Annotated in this window: 13 protein-coding genes; 5 read left to right on the plus strand and 8 right to left on the minus strand. The window is 61.6% G+C overall.

The genetic code is table 11. From position 1 onward, the window contains the following. Window positions 1-4: 4 nt before the first annotated feature. From ccmA to ABFY71_RS11905, 8 genes are all read right to left on the minus strand, one after another. Window positions 5-1,048 carry a heme ABC exporter ATP-binding protein CcmA gene (gene ccmA, locus ABFY71_RS11870; RefSeq protein WP_347946197.1) on the minus strand — a complete coding sequence of 348 codons (1,044 nt, stop codon included), beginning with the start codon at window positions 1,046-1,048 and terminating at the stop codon, window positions 5-7. A 3-nt stretch (window positions 1,049-1,051) separates the two neighbouring features. Continuing rightward, the gene (locus tag ABFY71_RS11875) at window positions 1,052-1,855 is read right to left on the minus strand and encodes an ABC transporter permease (RefSeq protein ID WP_347946198.1); all 804 of its coding nucleotides are present in this window, start codon (window positions 1,853-1,855) and stop codon (window positions 1,052-1,054) included. Next, a complete protein-coding gene (locus ABFY71_RS11880) occupies window positions 1,848-2,669 on the minus strand; it encodes an ABC transporter permease (protein ID WP_305577981.1) in 822 nt (273 codons plus the stop codon). Before ABFY71_RS11880 ends, ABFY71_RS11875 begins: the two co-directional genes overlap by 8 nt. Window positions 2,670-2,902: 233 nt before the next feature. Next, window positions 2,903-3,937 carry an ABC transporter substrate-binding protein gene (locus tag ABFY71_RS11885; protein WP_347946199.1) on the minus strand — a complete coding sequence of 345 codons (1,035 nt, stop codon included), beginning with the start codon at window positions 3,935-3,937 and terminating at the stop codon, window positions 2,903-2,905. Window positions 3,938-4,096: 159 nt separating this feature from the next. Beyond that, window positions 4,097-4,570, minus strand: a complete 474-nt coding sequence (locus ABFY71_RS11890; RefSeq protein WP_347946200.1) for a DUF3830 family protein — start codon at window positions 4,568-4,570, stop codon at window positions 4,097-4,099. Between the two features lie 89 nt (window positions 4,571-4,659). Then, window positions 4,660-5,412, minus strand: a complete 753-nt coding sequence (locus ABFY71_RS11895; protein ID WP_347946201.1) for a gamma-glutamyl-gamma-aminobutyrate hydrolase family protein — start codon at window positions 5,410-5,412, stop codon at window positions 4,660-4,662. 208 nt (window positions 5,413-5,620) lie between these two features. Then, on the minus strand, window positions 5,621-6,526 hold the full coding sequence (locus tag ABFY71_RS11900) for a response regulator (protein ID WP_347946203.1): 906 nt from the start codon (window positions 6,524-6,526) through the stop codon (window positions 5,621-5,623). Next, complete coding sequence (locus ABFY71_RS11905) at window positions 6,523-9,693, minus strand: hybrid sensor histidine kinase/response regulator (protein ID WP_347946204.1); 3,171 nt, start codon at window positions 9,691-9,693, stop codon at window positions 6,523-6,525. The genes ABFY71_RS11900 and ABFY71_RS11905 overlap by 4 nt, the downstream gene beginning before the upstream one ends. 184 nt (window positions 9,694-9,877) lie before the next feature. Here ABFY71_RS11905 and urtA point away from each other — a divergent pair, with 184 nt between their 5' ends. From urtA to urtE, 5 genes are all read left to right on the plus strand, one after another. Further along, on the plus strand, window positions 9,878-11,146 hold the full coding sequence (gene urtA, locus ABFY71_RS11910) for an urea ABC transporter substrate-binding protein (protein WP_347946205.1): 1,269 nt from the start codon (window positions 9,878-9,880) through the stop codon (window positions 11,144-11,146). 76 nt (window positions 11,147-11,222) lie between these two features. Beyond that, window positions 11,223-12,149 (plus strand): urea ABC transporter permease subunit UrtB, encoded by a 927-nt coding sequence (gene urtB, locus ABFY71_RS11915; RefSeq protein ID WP_347946206.1) that lies wholly within the window; start codon window positions 11,223-11,225, stop codon window positions 12,147-12,149. A gap of 13 nt (window positions 12,150-12,162) precedes the next feature. Next, window positions 12,163-13,302, plus strand: coding sequence for an urea ABC transporter permease subunit UrtC (gene urtC, locus ABFY71_RS11920; RefSeq protein WP_347946208.1), 1,140 nt, complete (start codon window positions 12,163-12,165; stop codon window positions 13,300-13,302). Between the two features lie 9 nt (window positions 13,303-13,311). After that, a complete protein-coding gene (gene urtD / locus ABFY71_RS11925; protein WP_347946209.1) occupies window positions 13,312-14,073 on the plus strand; it encodes an urea ABC transporter ATP-binding protein UrtD in 762 nt (253 codons plus the stop codon). Between the two features lie 9 nt (window positions 14,074-14,082). Beyond that, window positions 14,083-14,769 (plus strand): urea ABC transporter ATP-binding subunit UrtE, encoded by a 687-nt coding sequence (urtE, locus tag ABFY71_RS11930; RefSeq protein ID WP_347946210.1) that lies wholly within the window; start codon window positions 14,083-14,085, stop codon window positions 14,767-14,769. The last annotated feature ends 27 nt before the right edge of the window (window positions 14,770-14,796 follow it).

Below are 14,796 nucleotides of genomic sequence, written 5' to 3' on the forward strand. Positions count from 1 at the left end.
GAAATTAGTCGTGAATGACGCGGATACGCGCCGGGTCGATGGCCAGGGTTACGTCCTGCCCATTGCCGAATTCGAGGTCATTGGCCGTCAGGGCCCGCAGCGGATGGCCGGCCAATGTCATGACATAGCGATTGCGGGCGCCCAGAAACACCCGCGTGCGCACCCTGGCCCTGGGCCCGGTGCCGTCGGCGCTCAGCGTCAGATCTTCCTGACGCAGCGCCAGCGTCACCTTGCCGCGCGTGGCCACCTGCGGCTCCAGCGCCAGGGTCTGCCCATCGTCGAACCTGGCGACCGGGCCCTGGGGGCCATCAATGATCTCGGCGGGCAAGAGGTTGGCCGAGCCGATAAAATTGGAGGCAAACCCGGTTGCCGGCTGGTTGTAGATTTCGTCAGGCGTGCCCTGCTGTTCCACCTTGCCCGCATTGAGCAAGACGATGCGGTCCGACAGGCTCAGCGCTTCTTCCTGATCATGCGTCACAAAGATCGTGGTCAGTCCCAGGCGCTGGTGAATTTCGATCAGTTCAACCTGCATGTCTTCGCGCAGCCGGGCATCCAGATTGCTCAGCGGCTCGTCGAGCAACAGCACTTTGGGCTGCGAGACGATGGCGCGGGCCAGCGCCACGCGCTGTTGCTGGCCGCCCGAGAGCTGGCGCGGCTTGCGTTCGGCCAGATGACCCAGTTGCACGGTTTCCAGCGCAGCCTTGACCTTTTCGCGCTGCTCTTCGCGGGTGCCCATGCCGCGCATGCGCAGCGGAAACCGCACGTTTTCGGCCACGCTGAGATGGGGCAGCAGCGCATAGGACTGAAACATCATGGCGATGTCGCGCTGCTCAGGCGGCAGGGACGTCACATCGCGACCGTCGATCTCGATGGCCCCGGCGGTGACTCTCTCCAGCCCGGCCACCATGCGCAGCAGGGTGGTCTTGCCGCAGCCCGATGCCCCCAGCAGCGAGATGAACTCGCCCGATGCGATATCAAGCGAGATGCCGTGCAGTACCTGCGTCTTGCCGAAGGATTTGCGGATATTGGTCAGACGAACATTGGCCATGGGTCAGGCACTCGCAAATCGGGTAAGGCCAAGCATCCTGTCGATCACGAAGATCAGCACAATGGTCAAGGCAATCATGATGGTGGATACCGCCGCCACGGAGGGGTCGGGCGAAAATTCGAGCTGTCCGTAGATCTGGACGGGCAGGGTAGTCAGTGTCGGGCCGCGCAGGAACAGCGACAGCACCGCCTCGTCGAAGGAGATGTTGAAGGCAAAAAACGCACCTGCGGCCAGTCCGGGAATGCATTGCGGCACCACCACGTACCACAGGCGCTGGAGGCGATTAGCCCCCATGGTGCGGGCAGCCTCTTCGAGGTAGGGATCGGATTCTTCCAGCACCGCCAGTGTGGTGCGCACCACGTAGGGCAGGGCAATCACGGTGTGGCTGAGGGCCAACACCAGGGGGGACACAGGCCCAAACACCGAGCTCCAGAACATCAGCATGCCAATCGCATAGATGATGGTGGGAAGCACCAGCGGCGACAGGAACACCGTCGCCAGCAGATCCGAAAACGGCAATTGCCGCCGGTGAATGGCGATTGCCGCCGCGCCGCCGATCAATGTCGCCAGCAGCGTCACCATCAGCGCTATCTGGATACTGATCCAGCCCGCATTGAGATAGGCATTGGACGAGAGCACTTCCTGATACCAGCGCAGGCTCAGTCCGTTGGGCGGGAAGGCGATGAACTGGCTCTCCGACAACGACACGCCAACCACCACGATCAGCGGCGCCAGCAGGATCAGTGCGGTGAGCACGACAAACACATAGCCAGTAATCCGCAGCCAGCCCGGAACAGCTCTAACCATGTCTGGTCCCCGTGAGTTTGATATAGGGCACCAGCACCAGCAGGATGCCGACGAACAGGATGACGGCCTGGGCGGCGGCAAAGGGCCAGTCCGGCGTGGCCGTCACCGATTTGTAGATCGAGGCTGCCAGTACCTGAATGCGTGTGCCACCCAACAGATTGGGGGTCACGAACGAGCTGGCCGAAAGCGTAAAGCACAGCAGCGACCCGGCCACAATGCCAGGCAGGGCCAGGGGCAGAACGACGGTGCGGATGGTCTGCAGGAACGAGCACCCCATGGTCCGTGCCGCTTCTTCAAGCCGACCATCAATGCGGGTCAAGACACCCAGGATCGACAGGGTCATGAAAGGCAGCAGCACCTGCACCATGCCGATGACAATGGCCGCCTCGGTCTGCATCAGCGCAAAGCTGCGCCCCACCAGGCCCATGTCGCGCAATATTTCAGGGATCATGCCGCTGCGGCTGAGCAGCACCATCCAGCCAAAGGTCCGCACCACCACGCTGGTCATCAGCGGCAGAATGACGATTACCACCAACCAGAGGCGTGCCGTGGGGCCGACCTTGGTCATGATATAGGCCAGCGGAAAGCCGATCAGCGCACAGATCACCGTGATCAGTAGCGACAGACGCACCGTGCGCCAAAGGATGTTGAGGTAATAGGGGTCCGACAGGAAGCGCGCAAAATGAGCCAGGGTTGGCCCGTCAGGGCCCGAAATGCTCAACATCAGCATTTGCGCAATTGGCAAGAAAAAGGCGAGCCCCAACAACAAGATTCCGGGCAGGGCCAGCAACAGGTTCTCTGTGCGGTCGTTCATTCAGTGCGGACCTCCCGGGGCACACGGTCATCGTGCCAGGTGTTCAATTCTTTTAGTCGCCCAGCGCGGACGAGTCGAACCTTGGTTCCACGCCGATTGCAAAGCAGTCTGGCGCATGGCGGTTGGCCTCCCCATCTTGGGCTGGAGAGGCCGCAATCCGAGCGAATGGGGAGTACCACGCACGGATTGCTGACTTGTCATTCACCGCCAATCTGGCGGGCAAATGGTTCGGCTCAGCGAGCGATGGTCTTGTTCCACTGCTCAACCCAGGCCGTGCGATTGGCTTCGATCACGGCAGGATCAAAGCGGATCAGGCCGGCTACGCCTTCTTCGCCATAGGCAACGTCCGCAGCTACTTCAGCGCTGAGTTCGGCCTTGGCATTGGTTGGCGAATACCGCAGGGCTTCGGCAAAGCACTCCTGCGCCTCTGCCGAAATCGACATGTCGATGAGCTTCAGCGACAGCTCGGTATTGTCGCGACCAGCCACCAGATTGGTGGTGATGTAGCTGGCGGGCGTGCCCTCGGCGCCCTGTGTGAAGCCCGATGGCAGACCGGCCTGGCGCAGTGTGAAGGCGTAGTCCGAGGCGTAGGGTGCAATCCAGGCGTCGTTCTGGGCGAATTCCTGCTGGATTTCAGGCGAGGTCGAGACGACGATCGCGCCGGCATCGAGCAGCTTGGCTACAGCGTCCAGACCGGGCTGGATGTTATCCAGACTGCCGCCCTGTACCTGGTTGAGCATCAGGAAGCCCAGCATGCCATAGCCATTGGAGATGTCGGTAAGCACCAGATGTTCACCGAATTCCGGGTTGAGCAGGTCGGTCCACTGCGTCGGTGGCGTGCTGAGCGCTTCCGTGTTGAACACCAGGCCGATGGCCGCGATTGAGTAGGCTGGGCCTTCACCCTTGGCCATATTGGCGCCGGCAAAGTCGTACAGGTCAGCGGCGTTGCTCAGGCTGGCCGGATCGATCGGCGCCAGCAGCCCCTCAGCCGCGCCGACGATTTCCTGGCCACCCGAGAAGTGGATCACGTCGAACTGCGGCGCATCCTTCTGGGCCCGCAACTGCGCGAACGCATCAGCCGAATATGCTGTCACGACATTGACCGTGGCGCCGGTTGCCTCTTCGAACGGGGTGATGATGCAGGCGCGGTGCGCCGTTTCATACGCGCCACCGAAGGAGTTGATGGTGATCGAGTTATCCTGCGCGAAGGCAGTCGTGCTGAGCAGTGCGGAAAGGCTCAGAACAGTCGTACCGAAAATAGCTTTCATTGGTCGTCTCCCTTGTTGAACTGGTTCTATCAGCGCCAAGAGGCTGCTGTGCGGCGCTGGCGTGCGTTTCGTCCCGGATCTATCGCGAGACGAAATCGTGTTAAGGCCCTGGGCGCGACCTGTGGCGCGATAGCCGCCTCAGGTCCCGGGCCCGAATTGCTAGAGTCGACCGAGCTCGACGGTCTTGGCGCCTTCAATGCGGATCAGGCGGCACTGCTCGGCAACAGCATCCAGATTTTCGGTCATCTTGCCGAAATAGGTGCATGGAATCCAACCCGTCGGGCCAAAGGTGCGGCCACCCACACCATAGAACATGCCGATTTCCCAGAACTCGCTCGGGTCAATCTTGAAGAAGTTCTTGGGCTGGTAGAACCACAGCAGTTCGCCCGGCTCGGGCAATACGGTCTGGTTTTCCGGGGGCAGCGCGGTTGGGTCAAAATTGCGGTGCGTCTCGGGCAGGCCCATCATGATCTCTGGACCCGAGAACATGGCATGGGTCGCCTGCCACTGAATGGGCGTTTCAAGCGCGTTCCAAAGGGCTTCACAGGTTTCGGGTGCGTTGTCCCAATAAAGTGTGATGATGCCCTGGACCTTGGCATCGACGAATTTGAGATAGAATTTCTTGTCGGTCATAGTGGCCCTTTGATTGTTTGATCCAACAATCAAAGGCGTTTCGGGACCGGTGTCCAATTCCCTTTCAAAATTCCGACTATAATGAAATCTTATCGACGAGCAGCGCTGCGCGCGATTTCACCGACCTTGCGCCAGAACGCCAGATCATGCGGCCGCTTCTCGGGGTGCCACTCCGGATGCCACTGCACGGCAAGAATTGTCGCCGCCCCCGATGTCGCAGAAACGGCTTCCACCACGCCATCTGCGGCCCGCGCATTGACCACCAGATCCTTGCCCAATCGGCCCAAGGTCTGGAAGTGGACGCTGTTGATGTCGATTGACTGCGCGCCGGTAATGTCGGCCAGAGGCGTGCCCGGCACGATCTCGACGCTGTGGCTATGGCCGAACATTTCCTCGAGTGATGCATCCTCCGGCGCATGGTGCTGCAAGCTAGGCTGGTCGGTGGCATCGCGCTGGTCCACCAGTGTACCGCCAAGCGCAACATTGATCTCCTGCAGCCCGCGGCAGATCCCGAACACCGGCTTGCCGGCCGCCAAAGCTGCCTTGATGAGCAGCGCCGACATGGAATCGCGGCCCGGGTCAAACGGCGTCCGCCCTGCCTCGGCGCCATAATGGTGCGGCTCCATGTTGGAATTGCTTCCCGTCAGCAGAATGGCATCAAGGCGCGCCACCATCGCGGCCGCGTCGCCCTCAGTTGCGATGGAGGGGCAGATCAGGGGCACCGCATTGGCGTAGCGGGCCACTGCATTCACGTAGCGGGTCTTGACGATATAGGCGTCCTCGCCCTCGACAGGGCGGGTGCAGGAGATGACCCCGATAACGGGCTTGGCAGTGCTGGACATGTTGGGTGCAACGGGTTGGAAGAAGACTCCCCTAAGGTCGGTGTGCACGCGAGCTTCGTCAAGCTGCCTAACGGACTAGTTTGGTGGCCGCGCACCCGTCCGTCCATTCTCGGCCCGTTTCCGTGCTGGTGACTCGTCTTGGAAGCGGACACTTGCGGTGCTGTCAGTCCATGCGAAACCAGTAGGATGATGCTCCTGACGACGGTTCCTAGTCCCACAACACGCGCACCGACATTGTCGCTGCCGCGGTTCTGTTTTCGATGCCGAGTTTTTCAAATATCTGTTCGAGGTGCTTATTCACGGTTCGAGGCGAGAGCTGGAGGATTTCGGCGATTTCCTTGTTGGACTTTCCGTGCGTCAACCATAGCAGCACCTCAGCCTCGCGCGGGCTGATGTTGAACGCCTGGGCCAGGCGCTCTTCCTGCGTGCCGGTCTCGCGGTCGATCAGGCGGATCAGCGCCACGCCGTCGGCGCGCCGTTCCATGGTGCGTAATTCCACCTCGCGCTCGAAGCGCCTGTAGACATAGGCCGAAGCGTCCTGCGACGGAGCGCTTTCCAGCCAGACCTTGACCTCCCAGGGCAGGGCCGAACCCTCCTCGGCCCGCAGGCCGATGCGCATTAGCAGGTCTTGAGCCTGGGGCGTGGCCCAGAGCACATTGCCTGCCTTGTCCACTGCAACGATACGACGGCCGATGGAATCGAGCGCTTCGCGCGCCGAGCGGGTCTTGCGGGCATTGGTCAGGTGCACGCGCATGCGGGCAAATAGTTCGCTCAGCACGATCGGCTTGGCAATGAAATCAACCCCGCCACAGGCCAGGGCGCGCACCACATGCTCACTGTCATTGCGGCCCGTCATGAACATGACGGGCAGGTCGGACAGGCCCATTTCGGTCTTGAGCACCTGGCACACCTCAAAGCCATCCATATCGGGCATCAGGGCATCGAGCAGGACAATGTCGGGTTGGCTCCGGGCAATGATGGAGAGGGCGGCCCGGCCATCGGAGACGGGGGTAGTCAACATGCCCTCGGCTCCCAGTGCGTCGCTCAGCATATCCAGCGTGTCGCTGTGATCATCGACGATCAGCACGTTTGGCGCGTCAGCTGCGGGCGTCATGGCGACACCTCGCTGGCGGCTTTTCTGGGCCACTCTTCCTCGTCCTCGATCCATTGCAGGCCCAGTACCGAGCCGATCTGTTGGACGAGGTCGTCGATGTTGAACGGCTTGATAAGGAAACCGTCATGCAGCACCTGGTAATCGGGCCGCAGCCGCTCGGTACCGGCATCGGCCGAGATCATGATGATGGGCAGCCGGTCGGTGACGTCGCCCCGCACCTTGCGCGCCACCTGCCAACCATTGCGGCGTGGCATGGCGATGTCGAGGATCAGCAGGTCAGGCCGCTGCACGCGTGCCGTGCGCAGGCATTCCACGCCGTCTGACACCGCCACGACATCAAAACCAAGGCCGCCCAGCAGATCCGACAGCAGTTCACGCTGCGTCGGATCGTCGTCGGCAACCAGGATCATCTGCCGGCGGCCGTAATAGCCGGTAATACGCGAAGTCTCGTGCTTGGGCTGATCCGGCAGCCAGGTCGAGGACAGCAGCAGTCGCACGGTGAAGCGTGTTCCTTCACCTGGGGTGCTCTGCACGATCAGTTCGCCACCCATGATCTCGACCAGCAGCCTGGTGATGGTGAGCCCCAGCCCCGTCCCCGGCTGCGGCTCGACGCCGGGCGGGCGGGCGCCGCGCTGGAACGGCAGGAAGATGCGTTCGAGATCGTCGGGGGCAATGCCGGTGCCGGTATCGATGACCTCGAAGGTAGCGATCTGGCTGCGATATGTCAGCCGCAACGTCACCGTGCCGGCCTCGGTGAATTTGATGGCGTTGGAGAGCAGGTTGATGAGGATCTGGCGCAGACGCTTTTCGTCGGTGAAGACATATTCGGGGATGGGACTGGCCTGGTCGAACACGAAGTCGATGCCCCTTTCACGGGCCTGCAGCGAGAACATTTCCACCATCTGCGCCACGTTTGCGGGCAGCGCGGTCTTGTCGCGATAAAGGTGGAGCTTACCCGCCTCGATTTTGAAAATGTCGAGCAGCCCCTCGATCAGCCCGGACAGGTGTTCGCCCGAGCGCAGGATGGTGCGGGCGGCGCGGCCGACTATAGGATTGTCCTCGCGCTGCCGCTCCAGCAACTGGGCATAGCCGAGAATAGAGTTCAGCGGCGAGCGCAGCTCATGGCTGAGGCCGGTAACGTAGCGTGACTTGGCCAGATTGGCGGACTCAGCGGCCTCCTTGGCCTGCTGTAGCTTGCGGTCGGTTTCGCTATGGGCCTCGATCTCCTCGAGCAGAAGCGTGGTGTGGCGATGCGCTTCGTCTTCGGCGAAGACGCGGCTCTCCTGGTTGAGCACGAAGAGCCAGACAACAATGCCGGCAATAATGAAGAACACCACGAAGAGCTTGCCCAGCATAATTCCCATCGCCTCACCCTGCAGGTGGCCGTCCAGGGCCGCCTGGTAGTTGAAGACAAACAGAATGGCGGCCATCAGCCCGCCGATCACCAGCATCAGGCCCAGATAGTGGCCCAGCCTGGTGTCCAGCGCATCGGCTACGGCGCGGGGGAAAACGCGGCGGGCAAAGCCGGACAGTTGCTGGGCGACACGCGCATTGTCCTTGCAGCGATCCCCGCACCGTGCATCGAGCGAACAGCAGAGTGAGCAGATCGGGCCACCATAGACCGGGCATCCCGCCATGTCCTCGGGCTCGAAACTGTGTTCACAAACCGAGCAGCGGATGGTTTCCGCCCCATCTTGGAGCAGCGTCGACGTCCGTGCGATATAGTAGCGGCCCCGTGTGGCGATGGCGATCAGAGGCACGCAGACAAAGGCGGTCACCAGCGCGACATAGGAAAAAAGGGCCTCGGCAATCGGCCCGAACAGGTCAAGATAGGACAGCAGCGACAGCGACGCGGCGATCAGCATGGAGCCGAAGCCGACCGGGTTGATGTCGTAGAGATGGGCGCGCTTGAACTCGATGTGGCGCGGCGCCAGGCCAAGCGGCTTGCAGATGGTGAGGTCGGCGACGATGGCGGCGAGCCAGGCGATGGCCAGGATCGAATAGAGCGCGAGGATCTGCTCGAGCGCCTTGTAGATGCCGAACTCCATCAGGATCAGGCCAATCAGCACGTTGAACACGACCCAGACCACGCGCCCCGGATGGCTGTGGGTAAGTCGCGAGAAGAAGTTCGACCAGGCAATCGAGCCGGCATAGGTGTTGGTGACGTTGATCTTGAGCTGGCAGACAATGACGAAAATGCCGGTGACGGCCAGTGCCATTTCGGGGCTGGCCAGCATCTGGCCGAAGACCACCAGATACATCTGAGTCGGCTCGGACGCCTTGGCAAAATCGACGCCGTGGCGAAAGGCATAATAGGCCAGGAATGAGCCGGCCATGACCTTGAGCCCCCCGATGACGATCCAGCCGGGGCCCGCCCCGATCAGTGCCGCCCACCAGGCCAACCGGTTCCTGTGCGTGGCACGCGGCAGGAAGCGCAGGTAGTCCACCTGTTCGCCGATCTGCGCGATCAGAGAAAACATCACTGCGGAGGCCGCACCGAACAAAGCGAGGTCAAAGCTGCCATCCACCGGACCCATGAGGCCGGTATACCCCGACCAGTCCCGCACCGCCGGCAGGCTCTGGCTGCCGATGAAGACGAAAGGCACAAGCTGCAGCACGATCCAGAAGGGCTGGGTCCAGGTCTGGAACCGGTTGATCAGAGTGATCCCATAGGTCACCAGCGGAATGACGATCAGCGTGCTGACGAGATAGCCGATGGAGATCGGCAGTCCGAAACAGAGTTCGAGTGCCGTCGCCATAATGGCGGCCTCGATGGCAAAGAAGATGAAGGTGAAGCTGGCATAGACCAGCGAAGTGATGGTGGAGCCCAGATAGCCGAAGCCGGCGCCGCGGCTGAGCAGATCGATATCGACGCCATATTTGGCGGCATTGTAGGCGATGGGTATGCCCATGCAAAAGATGATGATGCAGGTGGAGAGCACGGCCCAGGCGGTGACGGTAAAGCCGTAGCTCAGGGTCAGGGCGCCGCCAATGGCTTCCAGCGCCAGAAATGAGGCGGCGCCGATTGCGGTATTGGCAATGCGGGCGGGCGTCCATCGACGGACCTTCTGGGCAGTGAAGCGGAGGGCGAAGTCTTCCAGCGTCTGGTTGGCGACCCATTTATTGTAGGTGCGGCGCACCCGGGTCACCTTTGATTGCGCGGTCATTGACACTCCCAATGCGTCAGGCATCGCCATCGGTATCGTTACCTACCGCAATCTATGCAGCAAAATCCCTGACCTGAATACGTCAAATGCCCCGTTGAGAGGCAAGTTCTTAAAATGCCTAATCCGTAACCAGTTGCACGCGGTTCCGCTGCAGCCGAGGCAAAGCAAGGACAGGGCAGATCCAATGACTGACGATATTCCGGCCAAAGGCCCGTACTCTCTCAATCGCCGCAAACTGCTGGCGGCAATGGCAACAATTCCGGCGCTCGGCATGCTCGGCAGCAGCCGAGTTTTCGCCCAGGACACCTCTACCGCCGCGGTCAACACCACCGGCCTGGCCATCACAGACACCGAAGTGACCGTCGGCATCCTGCATTCGGTCACCGGCACGATGGCGATTTCGGAAACCGGGTCGGTGCAGGCGGAAATCCTCGCCATCGAGCAGATCAACGCCCTGGGCGGCGTGCTCGGCCGGCAGATCAAGTATATCCAGGAAGATGGCGCGTCCGACTGGCCGACCTTTGCCGAGAAGGCCAAGAAGCTGCTGGTGCAGGACAAGGTCGCCTCGGTCATGGGGTGCTGGACCTCGGCCTCGCGCAAGGCGGTACTGCCGGTGTTCGAGCAGTACAACGGCATGCTCTACTACCCGACCTTCTATGAAGGCCTCGAGGAGAGCCCCAACGTCATCTATACAGGCCAGGAAGCGACCCAGCAGATCCTTGCCGGCATCGACTGGGTAGTCGACACGAAAGGGGCCAAGAGCTTCTACCTGCTCGGTTCGGACTATATCTGGCCGCGCACCTCCAACAAGATTGCCCGCAAGCATATCGAGATGAAGGGGCTCAAGGTTGTCGGCGAGGAATATTACCCGCTCGAACACACCCAGTTCAATTCGGTCATCAACAAGATCAAGCTGACCAAGCCGGACGTGATCTATGCCATCGTCGTGGGCGGCTCCAACGTGGCCTTCTATAAGCAGCTCAATGCTGCCGGTATCGACTTGACCAAGGAAGCGCCGCTTCTGCTGACCATTTCGGTCACGGAAGACGAGATCCTGGGCATCGGCGGCGAAAACATCGTGGGCGCCTATGCGGCCATGAAGTACTTCCAGTCACTCGAAAACGACAACAACAAGGCCTTCGTCGAGGCCTTCAAAGCCCGCTGGGGCGATGGCATTGTCATCGGCGACGTGACGCAGGCAGCCTATCTGGGGCCCTGGCTGTGGAAGGCCGCGGTGGAAAAGGCCGGCAGCTTCGACGTCGACAAGGTGCGCGAGGCCTCGCCCGATATCGAGCTGACCACGGCCCCCGAGGGCTACGTCAAGGTCCACGAGAACCATCACCTGTGGAGCAAGCTTCGCATCGGCCATGCTCGTCTCGATGGCCAGTATGACGTGGTCTACGAGACCGCCGACCTGATGGAGCCCGATCCATTCCCGGAAGGTTACCAATAAGCTCCGATTTCTCCGACCCAAACTGGCGGCTTCCTTGTGAAGCCGCCTCCATTCCTCCACCCGATGCGAGGCTCCGATGATCGGTGATTACACCTACGATCAGTTCTTTTCGATCCTGGCGATGCAGGGCTTCGCCGGGCTGATCTTGTTTTCAGTGTTCGTGCTGATGGCGCTCGGCCTCGCCATCATCTTCGGCCAGATGGGCGTCATCAACATGGCCCATGGCGAGTTCATGATCCTGGGCGCCTATGTCACATGGGGCGTCAGCCTCTTCGTCACCAGCTTCGCGCCCGCCTTGTTTCCCATCTACTTTTTCATCGCCATGGCGCTGGCCTTCTGCGCCAGTTTTACCCTGGGCGTGTTCGTCGAATGGGCGATGATCCGGCACCTCTATCGCCGCCCGCTCGACACCTTGCTCGCCACCTGGGGCCTGAGCCTCATCCTGCAGCAGACCTATCGTTCAGTGTTCGGGGCGCGCGAAGTGGGCGTGAGCCTGCCCGACTGGTTGATGGGCTCGCTGCCGTTGACCGACATCATCGAAGTGCCGATCAACGGGCTGTTTCTCATGGCGCTGACCACAATCATCGCCACCGCCGTGGCCCTGCTGATGTACAAGTCGCGCTGGGGCAAGCAGGTGCGGGCGGTGACGCAGAACCGCGTCATGGCCGGCGCCGTCGGCATCGACACCAAGCGCGTCGACCGCATGACCTTCGGGCTCGGCTGCGGCATTGCCGGCATCGCCGGCTCGGCTTTCACCATGATCGGCTCGACTGGGCCGACGGCCGGCCAGCTCTATATCGTGGACACGTTCCTCGTCGTGGTGTTTGGCGGCGCCGGGAGCCTGATCGGCACCATCGCCTCGGCCTTTGCCATCAGCCAGGCCCAGTCGACGATGGAATTCTTCCTCTCGGGCTCCATGGCCAAGGTCCTTACCCTCCTCACCGTGGTCGGCATCCTGATGCTGCGCCCGCAGGGCCTGTTCACCCTCAAGATCCGTCGCTGAAAGGAACGCAGCCATGCCTGCAGCATCGATCACCCGCTTCCCCCGGCACGACGCCATCGCTTTCGCGGTCCTGGCCGTCCTGATCCTCGCCGTATTCCCGCTGGCACTCGACATCTTCCGCCTCAACCTCGTGGGCAAATACCTCACCTATGCCTTCGTGGCGGTGGGACTGGTCCTCTGCTGGGGCTATGGCGGCATTTTGAGCCTGGGCCAGGGCATCTTCTTCGGGCTGGGCGGCTATTGCATGGCGATGTTCTTGAAGCTTGAGGCTTCCTCGCCCGAAAACACCGCCATCCAGTCCACCCCCGGCATTCCCGATTTCATGGACTGGAACCAGGTCACCGAACTGCCCTGGTGGTGGATGCCGTTCAACTCCTTCCCGCTGGCGCTGATCGCCATCCTGCTGGTGCCGACGGCCTTCGCCTATCTCATCGGCGCGGCCATGTTCAAACGCCGGGTGGGCGGCGTCTATTTCGCCATCATCACCCAGGCGGTCGCCGCCATCCTCACCATCCTGATCGTCGGGCAGCAGGGCTATACCGGCGGCATCAATGGCATGACCGACCTGCGCACCCTGCTGGGCTGGGACATTCGCACCGACAGCGCCAAGCTGATCCTCTATTTCGTCAATGCGGTGCTGCTGCTCGGCGTCATGCTGATCGCCATTGTCGTCAAACGCTCCAAGCTGGGCCGCATCCTCATCGCCATGCGCGACAAGGAGGATCGCGTGCGATTCTCGGGCTATGATGTGGCCAACTTCAAGATCTTCGTCTTCTGCCTGGCCGCGGCCTTCTCGGCCATCGGCGGCGCCATGTTCGCCCTTCAGGTCGGCTTCATGTCCCCGTCCTTCGTGGGCATCGTACCCTCGATCGAGATGGTGATCTTCTGCGCAGTTGGTGGCCGGCAGTCGATCTTCGGCGCGGCCTATGGGGCCCTGCTGGTCAGCTACGCCAAGACCGCATTCTCAGAGAGCTTTCCCGAACTCTGGCTGTTTGCCATGGGCGGGCTGTTCATCGCCGTGGTCATGGCGTTCCCCAATGGTCTGGCCGGCATCTGGAAGAGCCATGTCGAGCCGTTATTGCCGCGCCTTTTCAACCGCCTGCGCCCCCTGCCAGCCGTGACGCCTGCCGCGTCCGAAGCCGCTGCGGAATAGGAGACCGCCATGACATTCGATACCGAAACCGCATCCCGGGACTTCCTGCTCGCAGTGGAGGGGCTGACGGTCTCCTTTGATGGCTTCAAGGCGGTCAATGACCTGTCCTTCTATGTCGACGAGAACGAGATCCGCGTCATCATCGGCCCCAATGGCGCCGGCAAGACCACCGTCCTGGACCTGATCTGCGGCCGCACCAAAGCCACCTCAGGCTCCATCCGCTTCCGCGGCAAGGAGCTGACCCAACTCAAGGAGCACCAGATCGTCCATGCCGGGGTGGGGCGGAAATTCCAGAACCCCTCAATCTATGACGACCTGACGGTGTTCGAGAATCTCGAAATCTCCTATCCGCGCGGCAAGAGTGTCTGGGGCGCTCTCGCCTTCCGGCGCGATAGCGAGGTGATCGACCGGGTCGAGCAGATCGCCGAGATGATCTTTCTCAAGGATCACCTCGATACCGAAGCCGCCATCCTCAGCCACGGGCAGAAGCAATGGCTCGAGATCGGCATGCTGCTGATCCAGAAGCCCGAGCTCTTGATGCTGGATGAGCCGGTGGCCGGCATGAGCGTCGCCGAACGCGTCAAGACTGCTGAGCTCCTGCACACCATCATCAAGCATCACTCCGTGGTCGTCATCGAGCACGACATGAAGTTCGTCGAGGACATCGCGCACCGGGTCACGGTGCTGCACCAGGGCAAGGTCCTGTCCGAAGGGTCGATGGACCACGTGCAGCACGATCCCAAAGTCATCGAAGTCTATCTCGGCCACTAGGAGGCGCCCATGCTCGCAATCGACAACCTGCACGTTTCCTACGGCCAGAGCGAGGTCATCCACGGTGTCACGCTCGATGTCGCGCCCGGCGAAATCGTCGCCATCATGGGCCGCAACGGCATGGGCAAGACCACGCTGATGAAGTCGCTGATGGGCATTGTGCCCTCGCGCAGCGGCACCATCTCCATTGCTGGCAAGGAGATTGAAGCGCAGGAGAGCTTTTCCCGCGTCAAGTCTGGCCTCTCCTACGTGCCGCAGGGCCGGATGATCTTTTCGACAATGACGGTGCAGGAAAATATCGAGACCGGCCTCACCGTGACCGGCGAGAGCCAGGTGCCCGGCGATCTCTATGAGCTGTTCCCCGTGTTGCTCGAGATGAAAAGTCGCCGCGGCGGCAACCTGTCGGGTGGGCAGCAGCAGCTGGCCATCGCCCGGGCCCTTGCCTCGCGCCCCAAGGTGCTGCTGCTCGACGAGCCCACCGAGGGCATCCAGCCCTCCATCATCAAGGAAATGGCCCGCACCCTGCGCCGCATACGCGACGAGAAGGGCCTATCCATCGTCGTCTCCGAACAGGTGCTGAGCTTTGCCCTCGATATCGCCGACCGCGTGCTGGTGATCGAAAATGGCGAGTTCGTCCATGAAAGCCCCCGCGCGGGCATCGACGAGGCCAAGGTCTCGTCCTTCCTTTCCGTCTAGCCGCTTCTCCAACTCCCAAAGAGGACA

Source organism: Devosia alba, from assembly GCF_039938915.1.
In the GTDB taxonomy this organism is placed as follows: domain Bacteria; phylum Pseudomonadota; class Alphaproteobacteria; order Rhizobiales; family Devosiaceae; genus Devosia; species Devosia alba.